The organism is Streptomyces sp. NPDC020742, from assembly GCF_040641675.1.
Taxonomy (GTDB): domain Bacteria; phylum Actinomycetota; class Actinomycetes; order Streptomycetales; family Streptomycetaceae; genus Streptomyces.
Genome location: NZ_JBFAEA010000015.1, coordinates 1 through 17,719, shown reverse-complemented (window position 1 = coordinate 17,719; position 17,719 = coordinate 1). Strand labels below are relative to the sequence as shown.

At 71.5% G+C, this 17,719-nt stretch carries 17 protein-coding genes; 6 read left to right on the top strand and 11 right to left on the bottom strand.

What is annotated here, in order from left to right; all coding sequences use genetic code 11:
* Positions 1 to 138: 138 nt before the first annotated feature.
* The gene (locus AB0G84_RS23835) at positions 139 to 1,770 is read right to left on the bottom strand and encodes an alkaline phosphatase D family protein (protein WP_361324172.1); all 1,632 of its coding nucleotides are present in this window, start codon (positions 1,768 to 1,770) and stop codon (positions 139 to 141) included.
* A 168-nt stretch (positions 1,771 to 1,938) separates the two neighbouring features.
* Between AB0G84_RS23835 and AB0G84_RS23830 the strand changes: the two genes are divergently transcribed.
* The 3 genes from AB0G84_RS23830 to AB0G84_RS23820 all read left to right on the top strand — a co-directional run bounded on the left by AB0G84_RS23830 (position 1,939) and on the right by AB0G84_RS23820 (position 5,117).
* A complete protein-coding gene (locus tag AB0G84_RS23830) occupies positions 1,939 to 2,874 on the top strand; it encodes a DUF4429 domain-containing protein (RefSeq protein ID WP_361324169.1) in 936 nt (311 codons plus the stop codon).
* Positions 2,875 to 2,961: 87 nt separating this feature from the next.
* Entirely contained in the window at positions 2,962 to 3,897 is a 936-nt protein-coding gene (locus tag AB0G84_RS23825) for an SDR family oxidoreductase (RefSeq protein WP_361324166.1), read from the top strand.
* Between the two features lie 254 nt (positions 3,898 to 4,151).
* Positions 4,152 to 5,117 carry a peptidase gene (locus tag AB0G84_RS23820; protein ID WP_361324597.1) on the top strand — a complete coding sequence of 322 codons (966 nt, stop codon included), beginning with the start codon at positions 4,152 to 4,154 and terminating at the stop codon, positions 5,115 to 5,117.
* Positions 5,118 to 5,301: 184 nt separating this feature from the next.
* On the opposite strand, the gene AB0G84_RS23815 is transcribed toward AB0G84_RS23820, so the two are convergent.
* Positions 5,302 to 6,864 (bottom strand): S53 family peptidase, encoded by a 1,563-nt coding sequence (locus AB0G84_RS23815; protein ID WP_361324163.1) that lies wholly within the window; start codon positions 6,862 to 6,864, stop codon positions 5,302 to 5,304.
* A gap of 243 nt (positions 6,865 to 7,107) precedes the next feature.
* Here AB0G84_RS23815 and AB0G84_RS23810 point away from each other — a divergent pair, with 243 nt between their 5' ends.
* Entirely contained in the window at positions 7,108 to 7,683 is a 576-nt protein-coding gene (locus AB0G84_RS23810) for a dihydrofolate reductase family protein (RefSeq protein ID WP_361324160.1), read from the top strand.
* A 69-nt stretch (positions 7,684 to 7,752) separates the two neighbouring features.
* On the opposite strand, the gene AB0G84_RS23805 is transcribed toward AB0G84_RS23810, so the two are convergent.
* Positions 7,753 to 8,505, bottom strand: a complete 753-nt coding sequence (locus tag AB0G84_RS23805; RefSeq protein WP_361324157.1) for a methyltransferase domain-containing protein — start codon at positions 8,503 to 8,505, stop codon at positions 7,753 to 7,755.
* A gap of 141 nt (positions 8,506 to 8,646) precedes the next feature.
* Here AB0G84_RS23805 and AB0G84_RS23800 point away from each other — a divergent pair, with 141 nt between their 5' ends.
* On the top strand, positions 8,647 to 9,774 hold the full coding sequence (locus tag AB0G84_RS23800) for a histidine kinase (protein ID WP_361324594.1): 1,128 nt from the start codon (positions 8,647 to 8,649) through the stop codon (positions 9,772 to 9,774).
* On the top strand, positions 9,771 to 10,421 hold the full coding sequence (locus AB0G84_RS23795; protein ID WP_361324154.1) for a response regulator transcription factor: 651 nt from the start codon (positions 9,771 to 9,773) through the stop codon (positions 10,419 to 10,421). Before AB0G84_RS23800 ends, AB0G84_RS23795 begins: the two co-directional genes overlap by 4 nt.
* A 54-nt stretch (positions 10,422 to 10,475) precedes the next feature.
* On the opposite strand, the gene AB0G84_RS23790 is transcribed toward AB0G84_RS23795, so the two are convergent.
* From AB0G84_RS23790 to AB0G84_RS23755, 8 genes are all read right to left on the bottom strand, one after another.
* On the bottom strand, positions 10,476 to 11,192 hold the full coding sequence (locus AB0G84_RS23790) for a tRNA-dependent cyclodipeptide synthase (protein WP_361324151.1): 717 nt from the start codon (positions 11,190 to 11,192) through the stop codon (positions 10,476 to 10,478).
* 21 nt (positions 11,193 to 11,213) lie between these two features.
* On the bottom strand, positions 11,214 to 11,519 hold the full coding sequence (locus AB0G84_RS23785; RefSeq protein WP_361324148.1) for a DUF6092 family protein: 306 nt from the start codon (positions 11,517 to 11,519) through the stop codon (positions 11,214 to 11,216).
* Positions 11,506 to 12,078: a nitroreductase family protein gene (locus AB0G84_RS23780; protein ID WP_361324145.1), complete on the bottom strand. Its 573-nt coding sequence runs from the start codon at positions 12,076 to 12,078 to the stop codon at positions 11,506 to 11,508. Before AB0G84_RS23780 ends, AB0G84_RS23785 begins: the two co-directional genes overlap by 14 nt.
* 114 nt (positions 12,079 to 12,192) lie before the next feature.
* On the bottom strand, positions 12,193 to 13,707 hold the full coding sequence (locus AB0G84_RS23775; protein WP_361324142.1) for a methyltransferase domain-containing protein: 1,515 nt from the start codon (positions 13,705 to 13,707) through the stop codon (positions 12,193 to 12,195).
* 127 nt (positions 13,708 to 13,834) lie between these two features.
* Positions 13,835 to 14,662, bottom strand: a complete 828-nt coding sequence (locus AB0G84_RS23770) for a helix-turn-helix transcriptional regulator (protein ID WP_361324139.1) — start codon at positions 14,660 to 14,662, stop codon at positions 13,835 to 13,837.
* A 58-nt stretch (positions 14,663 to 14,720) separates the two neighbouring features.
* Positions 14,721 to 15,950 (bottom strand): cytochrome P450, encoded by a 1,230-nt coding sequence (locus AB0G84_RS23765; RefSeq protein WP_361324136.1) that lies wholly within the window; start codon positions 15,948 to 15,950, stop codon positions 14,721 to 14,723.
* Complete coding sequence (locus AB0G84_RS23760; protein WP_361324133.1) at positions 15,947 to 17,011, bottom strand: methyltransferase; 1,065 nt, start codon at positions 17,009 to 17,011, stop codon at positions 15,947 to 15,949. Before AB0G84_RS23760 ends, AB0G84_RS23765 begins: the two co-directional genes overlap by 4 nt.
* 49 nt (positions 17,012 to 17,060) lie before the next feature.
* Positions 17,061 to 17,719: NAD(P)H-binding protein (locus tag AB0G84_RS23755; RefSeq protein WP_361324130.1), on the bottom strand; the 659-nt coding region annotated here is incomplete at its 5' end.

The following is a 17,719-nucleotide window of genomic DNA, read 5'->3' as shown; positions in this document are numbered from 1 at the left end:
GGTGAGGGCCGCACCATGGTGTCATGCACGGGACGCCTTCCGGCGGCCCCGCGGTCCTTCCGCCGACCCCAGGACGCAGTCCCCGCCGGCCCGTGGGTCCGCCCCACGGGGCCGGCGGCGCACGTCCGGCCCGGGTCGTCAGGCCGGCTTCAGGCCCGGAGCGCCGGCCTCGGTGACGAAGGAGGCGGCGGTGCGCACCGGTGCGCCGGGGGTGGTGACGGCCGACACCGTGCGGTAGTCGGCGCGGGCGGTGTCCCGGTCGAGGGTGACGGTCAGATAGCCGCGGCGGCCGTTGTAGAACTTCAGGTGCGGGTTGGCGGCCAGGTACGTGGCCCAGTTGGCGGGCTTGTCCGCGCCGTCCTCGCCGCTGGCGATCGAGGTGGTGACGAACTCGACGCCGGCGGTGCGCGAGCCGGGGTCGGAGAAGTCCTGCTTGATGTCGAAGGCGTAGTGCACGTGCACATCGCCGGTGAGCACGACGAGGTTGTCCACACCGGCCGACGCGGCGCCCGCGAGGACCCGCTCCCGGGAGGCGGTGTAGCCGTCCCAGGCGTCCATGCTCACCTTGTAGTCCGCGCCGGTGGCGTTGCGCCGCTCGGAGAAGGTGACCTGCTGCGGCAGGACGTTCCAGCGGGCGGTGGACTGCCGCCAGCCGTCGATCAGCCAGCGCTCCTGGGCGGCACCGGTCAGGGTGCGGCGGGGGTCGGCCGACTCCGGGCCGGGGGCGTGCCAGCCGTCGCCGTAGGCCTGGTCGGAGCGGTACTGGCGGGTGTCGAGGATGTCGAACTGGGCGAGCTGCCCGTACGACAGGCGGCGGTAGAGCCGGGCGTCGGGGCCGTTCGGGCGCTGCGGGCGGCGCAGCGGCTGGTTCTCCCAGTACGCGCGGTAGGCCGCGGCCCGGCGGACCAGGAACTCGGCCGGCGGGAGGTTGTCCTCGCTGATGTCGGAGGCGTAGTTGTTCTCCACCTCGTGGTCGTCCCAGGTGACGATGAAGGGGTGCGCGGCGTGCGCGGCCTGGAGGTCCGGGTCGGACTTGTACAGGGCGTAGCGCAGCCGGTAGTCCTCCAGGCTGACCGTCTCGCGGTCGAAGAGCGCGGGCAGCGCGCGGTCGGTGTAGCGGCGGGCGCCGCCGGCCGCGTCGACCGGGTACTCGTAGAGGTAGTCGCCGAGGTGGAAGACCACGTCGAGGTCCTCCTGCGCCAGGTGCCGGTAGGCGGTGAAGTAGCCGTCGTGGTAGGCCTGGCAGGAGACTGCGGCCAGCTTCAGGCGGGAGTTGTGGGCGGAGCGGGCCGGTGCGGTGCGGGTGCGGCCGACCGGGCTGATCCAGCTGCCGGCGCGGAAGCGGTAGTAGTAGACGCGGTCGGGCGCCAGGCCGGTGGGCTCGATGTGCACGGAGTGGTTGAACTCCGGGTGCGCCTCGGCACGGCCCCGGCCGGCCAGCCGCGTGAAGCGCTCGTCGTAGGCGACTTCCCAGCGGACGGTGACCCTGGCGTCGGGCATCCCGTTGCCCGGCTCGTACGGGCGCGGGGCGAGGCGGGTCCACAGCACGACGGAGCCGGGCTGCGGGTCACCGGAGGCGACGCCGAGCGTGAAGGGGTTCTCGGTGATCCTGCGGGCGTCGACCTCGGCGGCGTGCGCGGCGCCCGCGCCCGGGAGGTTGACCGTGAAGGCGAGCGCGGCGGCGGCCCCGGTGGTGGTGAGGAAGCGGCGGCGGCCGAGGTGTGCGGCGGCGGCCCGGATCTCCTGCTCGTACGCGGCGGTCTGCGTCATCTGGCCCTCCCCTGGCGGCGGTTGTTCCGCACCGCATTGCAGGGGCGCGGGACGGCGCGGTGCTGTCCCGGGCCCGACGCCGGCGTGTCGGCCGGATGAGGGTTGGCCCCGCAACGGACTCCGCCGGACAATCACGGCACCGTGCGGTGACTCCGTAGGATTCGGGGCATGGCCGAACTGATGGTGCGCGACGGGACGTGGAGCTTCGACGGGGAGGGCGTGCGCATCGTGCCCGGCAGCGAGCGCGGGGTGCACAGACTCCGGCAGGACCTGGGCGAGTTCACGGTGCCGCTGGCCGCGCTGGCCGGCCTCGCCTACGAGCCGGCCCGCAGGGGCGGCCGGCTGCGGCTGCGGCTGCGGGCGGGCGCCGACCCGCTGTTGCAGGCCACCGGCGGCGGGCTCCCGGACGACGCCAATCCGTACCAGGTGGCGGTGGACGCCGGGCGGGTCGAGGTCGCCGAGTACTTCGTCGACACGGTCCGTCAGGCGCTGCTGCTGGAGGAGATACCGGACGGGCCCTGCGACCGCTATCTGCTGCCCGGCCCCGCCGTCCCGCTGACCGCCGCCGGGGTGGACGGCACCGCCGCCTTCGACGGGGAGCGGGTGCACCTGGAGTGGCGCTGGAACACCAGCGAGACCAAGCGCCACCAGGGCCCCCGGGACCTCGCGCTGACCGAACTCCGCTCGGTGGAGTGGCGGCCCGCCGCGGGGCTGGATTCCGGGTACCTCCGCTTCCGCCCGCACGGCGTGACGCAGCGGCTCAAGCCGGAACACGACCCGTACGCCATCGAGCTGTGGGGCTTCAAGAAGGAGAGCGGGACGACGGCACTGCTGGCCGCCGCGGTGACCGCACGGCTACCGCATCCGGGGGCACCCGAGGGCGGCGCCGCGCACCCGCTGCCCGCCGCCGCACCCGCCGCCCCGGCACTGCCCCGCCCCGCCCCGGCACCCGCCGATCCGCCCGCCGCCCCCGCCGAGGACCACGACGCCCTGCTGCGCCGGCTGCGCGAACTGGGCGAGCTGCGCCGCGACGGCACCCTGACCGAGGAGGAGTTCACCGCCGCCAAGTCGGCCGTCCTCCAGCGGTTCCACCCCTGCGGCTGACCCCGCCCGTCCCGATCCGCACCACCCGATCCGCACCACCCGGCCCGATCGCCCGGTGCGCGCCGGGCGGGCGTCTACGCTGCCGCCATGGCACAGAACACAGAGCGGGCACGGGCAGCGCAGGCAACCCCGACGGCACGGGCCGGGCAGGTGGGCGGGGCGGCGACCGCGACCCGGCCCACGCTGCCGGCCCCCCTCTCGCGGGCCGCGGCGGGCGCGCAGACGCAGCCGGCGCCACAGGAGGCACGGCGGGGCGGTGCCGCGCCCCGCAAGGTGGCCGTGGTCACCGGCGCCGGCTCCGGCATCGGGCGGGCGGTGGCCGGGGCGCTCGGGGAGGCCGGCTGGACGGTGGCGCTGGCCGGGCGGCGCGCCGAGGCGCTGGCGGAGACCGCCCGCCTGGTGGCCGACGCCGCGGCCGAGCGCCCCACGGTGCTGACGGTGCCGACCGATGTCACCCGCCCCGACCAGGTGGACGCCCTGTTCACCGCCGTACGGGACCGCTTCGGCCGGCTCGACCTGCTCTTCAACAACGCCGGCACCTTCGGCAAGGCCGGGCCGCTGGAGGAGCTGTCGTACGACGACTGGCGCGCGGTGGTGGACACCAACCTCACCGGCGCCTTCCTCTGCGCCCAGGCCGCGTTCCGCACCATGCGGGCCCAGGACCCGCAGGGCGGACGGATCATCAACAACGGCTCGATCTCCGCCCATGCGCCCCGGCCGCACTCCATCGCCTACACCGCCACCAAGCACGCGGTGACCGGGCTGACCAAGTCGCTGTCCCTGGACGGCCGTCCGTACCGGATCGCCTGCGGCCAGATCGACATCGGCAATGCGGCGACCGAGATGACCGGGCGGATGCAGACCGGGATCCTGCAGGCGAACGGGCAGGTGGCGGTGGAGCCGGTGATGGACGCCGCCGATGTCGCCCGTACGGTCGTGCACATGGCCGAGCTGCCCCTGGAGGCCAATGTGCAGTTCGCCACCGTCCTGGCGACCACCATGCCCTACATCGGCCGGGGCTGACGCACCGTCAGCCCGCACCGGACCGATCCGGTCCGCCCCCTGCCCTCCTGACGCTTCCGGTGGCACCCTTACCTCGGATCCGCACCACTCGTCTGCCGGGCCGCCCGCGCGCGGCCCCCTCCCCCGGCCGCGCGCTGCACCGCGCGGCCCCGCAGAAGGAGTTACGCGTGAGACGAACCGCTCGTGCCACCACGGCAGTTCACGGCATATCCGCGGCCCGCTCCGCCGCCCGGTCCCGCACCGCCCTGGGCACCGTGACGGCCACCGGCGCGCTGCTCGCCCTGCTACTCCCCACCGGACCGGCCGGCGCCGCCACCCCGCACCACTCCGACCGCTCCCCCGCCCCGCAGACCGGCGCGGGCGCCTTCTGGACCGCGGCCCGGATGCGCTCCGCGGTCCCCCTCGACCTCACCGGCCCGTCGACGGGTTCCGCCTCGGCGCCGGCCGCCGCCGTCCCGCGCGGCGTCCCGCTGACGGTGCGCCCCACCCTCCCCCGACTGCCCCAGGGGTCGGCCCGCCCCGCGCCGTCGCCCGCGGCGAACCCCCAGCCCGGCGGCCCCTGGACGGGCCAGGGCGCGGTCGTCAAAACCACCGGGCGGGTGTTCTTCACCTACCAGGGCCGCACCGCCTCCTGCTCCGGCGACGCGGTGACCAGCACCAACAAGAGCACGGTGCTCACCGCGGGGCACTGTGTGAAGCTGGGCGGCGCCTGGCACACCAACTGGGTCTTCGTGCCCGGCTACCACGACGGCCAGGCCCCGTACGGCAAGTGGGCCGCCACCAAGACCCTCTCCACCCCCCAGTGGACGGCCAGCGAGGACATCAACTACGACGTGGGCGCGGCGGTCGTCGCCCCGCTCGACGGCAAGAAGCTCATCGACGCCGTCGGCGGCCAGGGCCTGTCCTTCAACTCCGGGTACAGCAAGGCGATGTACGACTTCGGCTACCCCGCGGCCGCCCCGTACGACGGCAGCAAGCTGATCTACTGCAGCGGCACCACCATCAAGGACCCGCTGTTCACCACCGACCACGGGCTGTCCTGCAACATGACCGGCGGCTCCAGCGGCGGCCCCTGGTTCTCCTCGTTCGACGAGAAGACCGGCACCGGGCTGCAGTCCTCGGTCAACAGCTTCGGCTACACGTTCCTGCCGAACACCATGTTCGGCCCGTACTTCGGCGATGACGCCAAGGACCTCTACACCAAGGCCCAGACGCCCTGAGCCCGCCGGCCGGGGCCGGGGCCGGCGGGCAGGCGCCCGTACGACAGCTGCCCGCAGCACCGTGCCCCGGCACCCGGCTTCGGCACCCGGCATCCGTACCGGCCCCCGGTGGGGGACTGACTCCCCGAGGGCCGGCACGGACCACGGTCCGGACCACTCTCCGGGCGGCGGTGCGCCGACCCCCTCAGCCGTGCGTCAACTCCCGCAGCGACGCCAGCAGTTCGGTGCCGTCCGGGACCCCCAGACCGGTGCAGGCGTTCCAGCCGCGGCCGGCTTGGAAGGCACCGTTGCTGCCGTCGATGATCTCCCGGAAGCCGCGCGAGGTGTGGCCCGGAGTGACACCGGCGTACAGCAGCGGGTGCAGCAGCCCCAGCGGGCGCCCGAGCTCCTGGACCAGCCGGCAGGTCAGGGCCGCCCACAGCGGGGCGACCGCACTGGTGCCGCCGATGACCGAGCGGCGGCCGTTGATCAGCACCTCGTAGCCCGTGGCGGGGTCGGCGACGCCCGAGACGTCCGGTACGCCGCGGCCCGTGCTCCCGTTGTGCGGCACACCGGCCGCGTTCTGCCAGATCGGCAGGCGGAACGCGGTGCTGACGCCCCCACCGGTGGCACCGCCGCCGTCGGTGCCGCCCCACACCCGCTCGCTGCGCACCTCTCCGGTGGCGGCGTCGGCGTCCAGGCGGGTGCCGCCGCAGGCCAGGGCGTGCGGGCTGGAGGCCGGGAAGTCGGTGTGCGGCCGACCGTCGTCAATCCCGTCGGCGCTGCCGTCGTCGCCGGCCGCGACGCAGACCGTCACCCCGAGCGCCGCGGCGTCGGCGAGCGCCTCGTCGAACACCATGCGGGCCTGCTCGGTCCAGGACTCCTCGGCGGCGCCCCAGCTGATGCTGAGTGCGGCCGGCGTCGGCGTGGCGTGCACGGCCTGGCTGACCGCGGTGACGAAGCCGCTGTCGGTGTTGGGTGCGAAGTACACCTGCTGCTCGGCGCCGGGTGCCAGCGCGCCGGCGACCTCGATGTCCAGCAGCACCTCGTCATCCGCGTCCTCGCCGGGGTGGTTGCGGGCGCCGCCGACGCTCACCGCGGTCACCCGCGGCGTCGGCAGCCCGAGCGAGCTGAAGTAGGTCTCCAGCTCCTGCTGCCGGAAGCCGCCGCCCAGCTCGATCAGCGCCAGGCTCTGGCCGCTGCCGTCGGTGCCGGGCGGGAAGTGGTAGACGTTCGCGAGCTCGGTCGGCCGGTACGAGATCCGGCGGGCCTCCGTGTGGGCATGCCGCAGATGGGGCCGCGCCTGCGGCCGGTCGTCCAGACCGAGCACCGCCACGACCACCCCGTCCAGCTCAGCGGGGACGTGGAGCTGCCCCTCGCGGTGACGGTGCTCGACGGGCGCCCCGCCGACCGGGTCCGGGCTCTCCACCCGGGACAGCTCGGTCCGAAACGCCGCGGCCATCTGTTCCGCGGTACCCGACACCGTGACCCGGCGGGACGCCGGATCGGCGTCGATCACCCGCAGACCGAGGCGGCCCAGCACCTCACCCACGAGATCGACATCGGCCGGATCGGCGCCGTACTGCTGCGCCAGCTCGGCCTGGGAAATCGTCTCGGGCCCCACGATCAGGTCGTGCGGCACCTCGGCGCGACGCCGCAGCACGACCGTGGCCTCGACCGGCGCCGCCGCCTCGACGGGGCCCACGGTGCGTATGCGGGGCGCCGACGCACGGTCACTTCCAGGAAGGGGAATAAATCGCTCATTCATACCAAAAGTATCGACCGGACTACGCTCCGTCCGCACCTTGAGCGAGGGGCGACGGGGGCTGCCCTCCGCCGCAGCGCACCGACGAGCCGACGTGCCCCGACGCGCCGGCGTGCCGACGTGCCGACGTGCCGACGTGCCGACACACGCGGACTCGACCGCGGGTGGACAGGGGCCCGGACAGCCGGGCAGGCGTAGGGTCCCGCCCATGGACAGTGCGCCCCCGGCGACGGAGGAGGTCATCCCGTGCGCAAGGTGATCTTGATGATGTCGGTGTCCCTCGACGGCTTCATCGAGGGCCCGAACCGCGAGATCGACTGGCACCTGGTCGACGACGAGCTGCACCGGTACCTCAACGAGGAGCTCGCCGGGATGGGCGGCTTCCTCGCCGGACGCGTCACCCACCAGCTGATGGCCGACTTCTGGCCCACCGCCGACGCCGACCCCGCCAACGCCGGCCCGATGGCCGAATTCGCCGAAATCTGGCGGGAGATGCCCAAGACCGTGTTCTCCCGGACCCTGGAGCGGGCCGACTGGAACACCACCATCGCGCGGGAGGTCGTGGCCGAGGAGATCGAGGCGCTCAAGGCCCGGCCGGGCGGCGACCTGGCGCTCAGCGGCGCCGACCTGGCCGCCTCCTTCCGGCGGCTCGACCTGATCGACGAGTACCGGATCCTTGTCCACCCGGTCCTCATCGGCCGCGGCAAGCCCCTCTTCTCCGCCTCGGACACCACGACCCACCTCCACCTCACCGGCACCCGAACCTTCGGCAACGGCGTCGTACGCCTCCACTACCGACGGCCGCTGCCCGACGGCGCCTGACACTGCCTGATCACGGGTGCGCGGCAGGTCGCGGCACCCTCGACAACGGATCGCCGGACGCCCTCGTCCTCACCGACCGGCAGCATCCGGGTCCGCGACGCCCACACACCGCAGGGGTGCCCTCAGGTGCAGGACCCGGGCGGGCGGCAGGTTGCGCCATACGACGCTGCCGCCTCCCCCGCCGCCGAAACGGGCGCAGTACTCGGCCAGCACGTCCGCCACCGCGCGGTGCCGGGCGGCCTCGGTGCGGCGGACGAACAGGCTCCGCAGGGACAGCGTGCCGAGATAGCCGAAGAAGGTCAGGTGCCCACCGGGGACCAGGGCGGCCAGGTACCGCTCCAGCAGGGAACGCACCATGTCGGGGGCGAAGTTCATGAAGGGGAGGCAGGAGACGATCACGTCGTAGCTCTCCTCGGGCAGCGGCGTCCGGCAGATCGACTCCGGGACGATCCGGATCCGCTCGGACGCGGCCGCCAGCGCCGGGTCCGTCCGCAGCGCCTCGGTCAGCAGCCGTACGAACCGGGGGTTCATCTCGACGGTGTCCAGCCGGTCGCCCGGCCCGATGCGCTCGGCCAGCGCGCGGGTGACCGTACCGGTTCCCGCGCCGACCTCCAGGACGCGCAGCGGGCTGCGACCGCCGGGGGCGGGCAGCGGCGCGGCGAGCCTCCGGGCGAGCAGGGCGCCGCTCGGCGCGACCGCGCCGGTGGTGTGCAGGGAACGGGCGGCCTCCCGGAGGAACGCGGTGGCGCCGTTGGGTCGTGGGGAGCCGGTCGGGGTGGTGCGCGCGGGAGCGGTTTCGACGGAGGTCGGTATCTGGTTCATGCCCGCCCACGCTAGGTGGTGGCCGGAACGGCTCCATCGGCCGGTCCACGACGGCCACCCCGTACGAAAGTAGGGGGTGTGGACCGCCAACTGGCCGAGGTGGCAAGGAGGTTGCATACCTATGCTGGCCCGGTGAACAGGATGACGGGCCGGCCCTGGCCGTGGTGGGCCGAGGCTCTGATGATCTGCATCATCGGCGTGGGAACCGTACAACAGGCCGCTGTGGGCGCGGGTGGCACGCTGCTCAGCCCCCGCGTCCCGATGGCCGCGGCGCTGACCCTCTCGGTCCTGCTGCGGCACCGTTGGCCGGCGCTCGCCGTGCTGAGCACCATGGTCGGCGCGGTGCTGCTGGGGCTGTTCTTCCCCCTGCTGGTCGTGTTCTTCCACAGCGCCGCCCGTGGCCGGTTCGCCTTCGAGGGGCTGTGCGTGGTGGTCGCGATGATCGGCAGTTCGCTGGCGCATCCGGGGAGCAGCCTGTGGACGACCCGTACCTACGGGCCGCTGCTGGTGCTACTGACCGCGGTGGTCATCGGCCTGTGGACGGGCAACCGCCGCCGGCACGTCGCCGCCCTCGCCGAACAGGTCGACCGTCTGCGGGTGGAGCGCGAACTCCGCGCCGAACAGGCCAGGTTGGAGGAGCGCACCCGGATCGCCGCGGAGATGCACGATGTGCTCGCCCACCGGCTCACGGCCATCGCCCTGCACACCGGTGCGCTCAAGCGGCGGTCCGCCGACCTTCCCGGGCCGGTGGCCGACCGGATCGGCCTGCTGCGCACCGCGTCCACCGACGCGCTCGGTGATCTGCGGGACGTCCTGGGCGTGCTGCGCGGCCACGACACCGGGCGGACGCCGGCCTCCCGGGTACCGGGTCTGCCCGAACTCTCGACGGTGATCGACGAGGCGCGGACGGCCGGGCAGCAGATCGAGGCGGTCATCGAGGGCGACCCCGCCTCCGTTCCGGCCAGCCATCGGCTCGCCATTCACCGCCTTGCGCAAGAAGCCCTGACCAACGCCCGTAAGCACGCCGCCGGGGCCACCGCACAGCTCGAGGTGCGCTACGATCCGCCGCAGTCCACGGTGGTCGTCCGCAATCCGGCCGGCGTCGCGTCCGAGGCCGCGGCCGCGGGTTCCGGCTACGGCCTGGTCGGACTGACCGAGCGGGTCGCCGCGCTCAACGGCCGTCTGGAGTGCGGTCCCACGGGAGCGGGTGGCTGGCGGGTGGCCGCCACCATCCCGTTCGACGACCGGACCAGCAGGGGGGCGGCATGATCCGGACGATGATCGTCGACGACGACGGCCTGGTGCGGCTGGCGCTCGCCGACCTCCTGGACGACGCCCCCGGCATCACCGTCGCCGCACAGGCCTCCGACGGCCGGGAAGCCGTCCAACGGGCCACCGCACAGCGCCTGGACGTCGTCCTGATGGACGTGCGGATGCCCCGCATGGACGGGATCGAGGCCACCAGACTGCTGCGCGCGCTGCCGGAGCCGCCCGAGGTCGTGATGCTCACGACGTTCGACCTCGACCAGTACGTCTACGACGGCCTGGCCGCTGGAGCGGTGGGCTTCCTGCTCAAGGACACCGACCCCGCGGAGATCATCCGGGCCGTCGAGGTCGTCGCGGACGGGCAGGCCATGCTGCACCCCGCCGCCGCCCGACGGCTCATCGCGCACCATCACCACACGGCGCGCGGCGCCTCGGCCGCCGCCCGGACCCGGGTGGGGCGCCTGACGCCGCGCGAGACCGATGTGCTCAGGCACCTGGCCGGCGGCGCGTCCAACGCCGAGATCGCCACCGGGCTGGGCATGCGGGAGAGCACGGTCAAGGCACACGTCAGCCGCATCCTGGCCACCCTTGAGGTGGGCAACCGGGTACAGGCGGCACTGTGCGCCAACGACGCGGGGCTGACACGGTGAAGGCGCAGCGCCCACGACCGCCGTACGGCGCTGGAGGACCTCACCGACGGAAGCTCAGTCGGTGTTCTCCGGCGGTGGGCCGACGACGACGTAGCCTTGTTCGCGGGCTGCCCGGAAGCCGCTCTGGTCCCACGCGAGGCATTCGGTGACCGGCGTTCTCAGGTGGTAGAGCAGCGTCGACGAGGGTACGTCGAAGATGGCCGGAGAGTCGATGAAGAGCGGGGCCTCCGCAAGGACGTACTTCCGCCCTGCCTGCATGTACTCCGGGCTGATCGTGCTGGGGTCGCCCTTCTTGTTGAGCATGACCTGGTGAACCATGCGGTCGCAGGCTGCCGAGAATTCCCGGTCGTCCCGCAAGGCATGTTCCGCGCGCTCCCGTATCTTCTGGTATTCCTCCATGTCCATGAATTCGGAGAGGGCCCGCACACGGAAGAGCGCCGCCCGGGGGCCCATCCCTTCCAAGGATCGGCGTATCCGGCGTCGTACGTCCTTCATGGTCCGCCGTACCGACCTGGCGGCGTCTTCGGGACTTCGGCCGTCCGCGATGAGCAGGTCCTCCATGTGCGTGTCGACATACACCACATCGATTTCCGCGAAGTGGTCGGCCGCCCATTGCATCAGGGCGCTCAAGCGGTACTGGTTGAAGTAGCTGTTCCCCCCGCTGATTCCGATGAGAGCGTGGTCCCCGCGCTTCCAGATGAGTCGGCAGTCCTCGGTCATCGGTTCCGCACGTAACCCGCTTACGGTGTCCGGTATGTGCTCCGGTTCCATGCCCAGCCCTTTCGAATCCGCTCAGGCGGAGTTGGTCAAGTCCCGCAGTGCGACGGCCATCTGCAGGCAGGTGTCGTCCAGGAGCTCGGAGATGTCCGGACCGTCGTCTCCCATCGGGGCGAACATGAACGCGTCCAGCCGCTGTCGCACCTCGGACAACTGCTGGTTGACCAGCCCGTTCTCCTCCAGGATGCGCAACGCCCGGCGGGCGGCGTCGGTGCAGCGGAACGCGCCGTAATCGGCCGGCTCGTCCAACAGCCCGCGCCCGCTGCTCAGCAGATAGGCGGCGAGCAGCGCAATTTCCTCATGCAGCCTAGATTGCGGCATCGGCGTGCCCCCAGGTTTCATAGCTGACCACCTCGTTCTTGTCGCGACGCTCGGAGGGTGTGGGCGCTTGCGCGGGGTACCCGATGGGAACCGTCAGCATCGGCTCGATGAAAGTGGGCAGCCCCAGCAGCAGTCGTACGGCGTCTTCCCGGAAGCTGCCGACCGGGCACCCTCCGAGTTTCAGTGCGTGTGCGGAAAGCAGCAGGTTCTCCACCGCCATGGCCACGCACAACTTCGCGGTTTCGTAGATCCGCTGCGAAACCTCTGCCGAGATCCCGACCATCCGTCGCGTGTCCACGCAGGCCACGACGATGAGCGCGGGCGTGCCGATGATGCCTGGCGCGAAGGCCCTGAGCCGCCGGACGCTTTCCGGATTCCGCACCACGACGAATGACCACGCCTGTTTGTTCGATGCGGTGGGCGCGGCCAGCATTCCGTCCAGCATCTGTGTGACGAGAGCGTCGTCGACTGGTTCCGGCGCATAATTTCGCAGCACACTGCGTGATTTCATGACGCTGATGGTCTCCGGAAGATCTCCCGGAGAAGTATCGGTCGGCATGCAATCCCTTTCTCTCGCAGGGGTCCTGGGCTCTGTTCCAGGTCATGGGTCATGCACGGCAGCGCCGGTCTCCCGGATGCACTCGGTGGGAAACCTGTGGAACGCCGCCCGTCATTACGCTTCGCGCACGGCGGTGAGAAGGAGGAATGTCCCGGGGGCCGTCATCGCCCGTACGGTCATTCCTGCCGCCTCCAGCGCGGAAGCCAAGGCATCGGGGTGGAAGCTCTTCACGCCGAGGCACTCTTCGATCTGGGTCTGGAAGTGCCGGTACACCGGGTCCGGCGCGGGCTGGAACGTCAGGAGCGTGAAGGTGCCACCGGGGCGCAGGCACCTGCCCACCTCCCGGATCGCCGCCTCGGGATCGTGCATGGCCTGCAGCGCATTCCAGCAGTTCACCGCCCCCAACGAGGCGTTGGCGAAGGGGAGTTCCACGGCGGATCCGCGCAGCGGCAGTACGCCGGGCAGCGTGCTGCGCAGCCGGTCGAGCATGGCGGTCGCCAGGTCCAGCGCGATGACCCGCTCTGCGCCGACCGTCCGCGCCAGCGTCCTGGTCCAGTTGCCGGCACCGGCGGCCAGGTCCAGCACCGGGCCCTGGGCCGGCCGCACGTGGTCGGCGAGGTACTGGTGCTCCGCTTGCACGCTGATCGCGTCGTTCCAGTTGATGCCGTGCACACGGAGGAAGGCGGGGCGCAGCAAGGACTCGTAGCGCGGGAGGTACATGGGTGCGTTCTCGCCGATCACATCGGCCGCCCCATCGGCGGCCGAGGTCAGGTCGAGGTAGCCGCGACGCGCCTGGTACCGCGTGCCGCACCCGGTGCACGTCGCGCCGTGCGCCGCCTCGGTGAGCCGATGGCGGCACGTCGGACAGCGGATCACCTCGGCATGCCGGCCGAGCGGTCCGCCAGGGTGTGCCGGCCCGGTGCGGTCGGGGGGCGCGATCTCCTGTTGGGCGGAGTCCTGGCCGCTCAGTCCTACGGTCATCGCGCCGTACGCCTTGGCGCCGGCGTAGGCGAGGAGAGACCGGGTGTCCTTGTCCCAGAAAGCCTTGACCGTGGCGTGGTCCAACTGTGCCGCCCACTGGCGGTCCCTGGCGTGTTCCTCGTCCGTCAGCGTCCATCCGGCCGGCGACGGCCATACCCGGCCCAGCGCCGGAGCGGTGACGTCGCAGTGCGCCAGGCACCGCTCGAAGCGGGCCCTGTCCTCTGCCGGCAGCTCGATCCCCCGTGTGCGGTCGAGGATCCGGGCGGCGTCCTCGGGGAAGTGCCCGAGGAGGTACAGGAGCGCGAGTGTCAGCGGGGAGGTGCCCGCCGACCGCGCGGCATGGGAGGTGAGCTCGGCGAGCAGGGCGTCCAGCCCGCTCCTGACCTCGCCCCGTACGTCGAGCGCGGGCGCAGCTTCCGAAGTGTCCACCAACAGGCCCAGCAGCAGCACGAGGCGGGCCTGGTGGGCCTCGGACCCCTCGCCCAGGTGTGCCAACGCCCTGCGCACCCAGGCCGGCGCATCAACGGTGGGCCCGCCCTGCGCCCACACCGACCGGACCAACCGCGCGAACGCGTCCTGGATCTCCGCTTCCGGAACGCTGCGGAACGCTGCGAACTCCAGCCCGGCGTCAACCTGAGATTCCGGCACGCGCTGCCACCTCCACACAGAGTGATGAATGCCGTTGATCGTGCCGCCCCAGGCTTGAAGACGGACTGAAGCCGGCCTGCGTATGGACCGTGTTGCCGCGTGGTTGCGCCGTAGGGCACCGCCGGGGTCAGCAGTTGAACGATTCCTCCACGGTCTCCCGCAGGCTGCGCAGCGCACGGTGCGTGGCGGTTCCCGGTGTTGCGGTATAGAACATGAGCCGCTGACTGGATTCCGGAATGGCGAGCAGCTCGCAATTCAATTCCAGGAATCCCGCGAGGGGGTGGACCATGCGTTTGGTCATGGTGCGGTTGATACCGATTTCATGGCTGGCCCAGAGAGCAGCGAACTCGGCGCTTTCTTGGGAGAGTTCATGCACGAGTTGCCGTACGCCAGGGTCCTCCGGATAGCGTCCCGTCGTGCGGAGGTCGGCGACACAGCTACGTCCCAGTTGTGCGTGATCGTGCGGGCTGACCTCACGTGCCGGTCCGGAGAACAGCCAACGCAGGGTGTTGCGTTCGCCTTCCGGGATGCGCTCCAGGTCTCCTACCAGGGCCGTTGCCATGCGGTTCCAGGCGAGGATGTCGTATCGGGAGTTCAGCACCATGGCCGGGATGTCGTCGAGCTGATCGAGCAGTCGCAGCGCACCGGCATGGACCTTCGGTGTCGAAGGTGTCGGCAGCGGAACCTCTCCGACGAGGCCCAGCATGTAATTGCATTCGTCGTCGGAGAGTTTGAGCGCCCTGGCCAGGGCGACCACCACCTGCCGGGAGGGGCGCAGACGACGCCCCTGCTCAAGCCTTGTGTAGTAGTCCAGCGAAACTCCTGCGCGGCCGGCGACCTCTTCCCGGCGCAATCCACACGTCTGGCGCCGTCCGATTTCCTCCAGACCCACGTCCATGGGCTGCACTCGTGCCCGGCGGGTACGGAGGAAACCGGCTAGTTCTGCAGCGTTCATGACTCCAGAATGCCGGCTTCCCGCTCGCACCGGCCAGGGCGGTGATGTCCGGTTCGTGTCAGCTCCGTTCTGCCGGGCCTCCGCGACGGGGTGGAGGAGTTCCGGCGGGCGGTTCGAAGACCATGTGGAGTTGCTCAAGCGGATCGACGATCCACTCACGCCGGCTGATCGGCCGTTCGGTGTCCCGGCGCAGGCCCGGCAGCCGGGCGGCCGCCTCCTCGATCAGTATCCGTAGTTCGAGTCGGGCCAACGGGGCCCCCAGACAGTGATGCCTCCCGTAGCCCAGACTGAGATGCGGGTTGGGGCGCCGATGGATGTCGAAGCGGTCCGGGTCGGGGAACTTGTCCGGATCTCTGTTGGCCGAGGTCAGCCAGCCCGTCACCCACTGCCCTGCGCGGACGTGGTGTCCGCCGACCTCGGTGTCCGCCAGCACATAGCGCCGGACGCCGGGGAACGCCGGATACCAGCGCAGGGTCTCCTCGATGGCGTTGGGCACCAGTTCGGGATTGTGGGCGAGTTGCCCCCAGCATCCGTATTCGGTGAGGAAGAGGAAGGCGTTGCCGATGCTGGTCGCGGTGGTGTCCACACCCGCACTGAGCATCATGGCGAAGTAGCCAACCAGGTCCCACTCGGTCATCGGCCGACCGTCTACCAGGTAGCCGGCCTCGTGGGCGGCTATCAGGTCATCGACCAGGCCGTCCCGGGGCGCGGCCCGCCGTAGTTCGATCAGTTCCTGGAAGAACCGTACGAGATCCGGCTGTGGGGGCAGTTCGTTGGTGGCGGCCGTGCTCTGGGACATCTGTTCCACCCAGGTACGCATCCGCTCGGCGTACGAGAGGTCAAGACCGAGTACGCGGCAGATGACCCGGCTGGGGAGGTGGTCGGCGAGCGTGCCCACCACCTCGATCCGCCCCGTCCCGGACTCGATCACCTCGTCGAGCAGCGCCGAGGCGATGTCCCGCACCTCCCGGGCGAGGCGGGCCAGCACCGTACGGCGGAAGGGTTGGGCCACCACGGCCCGCAGGTCGTCGTGGCGTGCCCCTTCCGCCGCCCACATCCCGGCCAGTGAGGGGTGCGATCGCAGCCGGGCCTCGTCGCTGAGGCCGTAGCCGGCGGAGAACGTCCCCTTCTCGTTGAGGACCCGAAGCACATCCCAGCGGCTGAACACCTGCCAGGTATCCAGGCGTTCGTCGAAGTGCACCGCAGTACGCGGGTCGAAGAAGGCGTGGGACCGCGCCGACAGCCGCTGGGGGCTGTCGCGGCGGCGCTCCTGGGTCCCGGTCGTCATGACGCCGGCACGGTCGCTTCGATCAGATGCAGCAGTACGGGCGTGCGCACCACCCTGGTGAACTCCAGCCCGGCGCGCTCGAACAGCGAGGCGAACTCCTGCTCGCTGCGCTCCCGGCCGCCCGCGATCAGGAACATCTGGAGATCCATGAGCGTGGACATCGGGTCGGGCTTTTCGGGGTCCACGAGCTGGTCGATGACGATGATGCGGGCTCCGGGCCGGGCGGCGCGGGCACAGTTGCGCAGCAGTTGGATGCAGGTCTCGTCGTCCCACATGTGGAGCACCGTGCGCATCTGGTAGATGTCGCAGCCCTCCGGTACGGACTCCAGGCCGTTGCCCGGTACCACCTCGCAGCGTCCGGACAGCTCACCGGTCCGCAGGTCTTCGTGGACCTCGGTCAGCGCCTGCTCCAAGTCGAAGAGCGTGCCTTCCAGCTGGGGGTTACGTCGGAGCACGGCGCGCAGCATGGTGCCCTGGCCGCCTCCGACGTCGATGTACCGGCGTGCGTTCCCGACGTCGATGTGCTCGGCCAGCACGTCGTTCATGCTGCCGACCATGAGCGTCATGGCCTCGTTGAAGGTTTCGCCCTCCCGGGGAGCGTCCTGGGCGAAGTACTCGAACATGCCCTTCCCATGGCGGGCCGGCAGGGCCGGCCGGCCACTGCGCACCGCTTCGGTCAGGCCCGTCCAGCTGCCGCCCATCCATTCGTCACGGACGGTCTGGAGGAAGACTCCGCCGCCTTCCGGGGCGCCGGTGCGCAGGATCGACGACAGCCGTGAGTGGGCGAAGTGATCGGCGCCGGCCGGGCGGAAGTACCCGAAAGCGGCGAGTGCGCGCAGCAGGCGTCCGACCAGATCCGGGTTCGCACCGACGCGCTCCGCGATCTTCCCCACGGGCGTGGGCTCCTCCCCCACCGCATCGGGAAGGCCCAGGTCACAGGCGGTGCACAGGGCAAGGCCTGCGCCGAGACCGGTTACCAGGGGCATCAGTTCCCCCACCGGCGCGGGCAGCCATCCGGTCTGTGCGCTGGGGGAAACCGAAGGGGTCTGCTGCTGGATCATCGGGAGTTCCTCTGCTCGAAAGGTGGTCGAAGTGTGCTCGGCGGCATGCTCAGCCGACCGGGCGGAAGTCGGCGGCGTGGTCGACGGCCCACTGCGCGTAGGTGCGGCCCTTCTTGCCGGTCAGTTCCGTGTAGGCGGGGCACACCGGCATGGGCTTGCCGTCCCACATCGCCAGGTACTCCAGCAGCTGGTCGATGAAGTTGTCCCCGCCCCAGCGGCTGAGGGTGGCGCGGTACTCCTCCGGGCTGACCTCCTCCAGCCGGATCGGGCGGCCGGTGGCCTCGGAGAGGCACTCGATCTGCTCCTGCTGGGTCACCGACTCCGGCCCGCTCAACAGGTACGCCTGCCCCTGGTGCCCCGGCTCGGTGAAGGCGCGCACCGCGATATCGGCTATGTCGGTCTCATGGATGGCCGAGGCATGCGCCTGCGGGTACGGGGCCTTGACCGTCCCGGTGGCACGAATGGCGGGGGCCCACTGCAAGGTGTTCGTCGCGAAGGTCCCGGGCCGCAGGAACGTCCACGGGAGTGCGGAGGCCTGCAGTCGGCTCTCCACCGCGACATGCATCTGCGCGATGGGGTTGTTCTCCGCGTTCTCCCTGGTGAGGGAGCTGGTGGAGAGCAGGACGATATGCGGGGAGCCGGCAGCCTCAGCGGCCTTGATGAACCCGTCGATGCCCTGCGCGTCCGCGTACAGGAACACCTTGGTGA

Bases quoted from the DNA above. Each gene is read 5' to 3' on its own strand.
- AB0G84_RS23790 (WP_361324151.1), bottom strand. From the start codon at position 11,192: ATGGAACCGGAGCACATACCGGACACCGTAAGCGGGTTACGTGCGGAA.
- AB0G84_RS23765 (WP_361324136.1), bottom strand. From the start codon at position 15,950: ATGACGACCGGGACCCAGGAGCGCCGCCGCGACAGCCCCCAGCGGCTG.
- AB0G84_RS23805 (WP_361324157.1), bottom strand. From the start codon at position 8,505: ATGAACCAGATACCGACCTCCGTCGAAACCGCTCCCGCGCGCACCACC.
- AB0G84_RS23825 (WP_361324166.1), top strand. From the start codon at position 2,962: ATGGCACAGAACACAGAGCGGGCACGGGCAGCGCAGGCAACCCCGACG.
- AB0G84_RS23795 (WP_361324154.1), top strand. From the start codon at position 9,771: ATGATCCGGACGATGATCGTCGACGACGACGGCCTGGTGCGGCTGGCG.
- AB0G84_RS23785 (WP_361324148.1), bottom strand. From the start codon at position 11,519: ATGCCGCAATCTAGGCTGCATGAGGAAATTGCGCTGCTCGCCGCCTAT.
- AB0G84_RS23800 (WP_361324594.1), top strand. From the start codon at position 8,647: ATGACGGGCCGGCCCTGGCCGTGGTGGGCCGAGGCTCTGATGATCTGC.
- AB0G84_RS23815 (WP_361324163.1), bottom strand. From the start codon at position 6,864: ATGAATGAGCGATTTATTCCCCTTCCTGGAAGTGACCGTGCGTCGGCG.
- AB0G84_RS23770 (WP_361324139.1), bottom strand. From the start codon at position 14,662: ATGAACGCTGCAGAACTAGCCGGTTTCCTCCGTACCCGCCGGGCACGA.
- AB0G84_RS23830 (WP_361324169.1), top strand. From the start codon at position 1,939: ATGGCCGAACTGATGGTGCGCGACGGGACGTGGAGCTTCGACGGGGAG.
- AB0G84_RS23760 (WP_361324133.1), bottom strand. From the start codon at position 17,011: ATGATCCAGCAGCAGACCCCTTCGGTTTCCCCCAGCGCACAGACCGGA.
- AB0G84_RS23780 (WP_361324145.1), bottom strand. From the start codon at position 12,078: ATGCCGACCGATACTTCTCCGGGAGATCTTCCGGAGACCATCAGCGTC.
- AB0G84_RS23835 (WP_361324172.1), bottom strand. From the start codon at position 1,770: ATGACGCAGACCGCCGCGTACGAGCAGGAGATCCGGGCCGCCGCCGCA.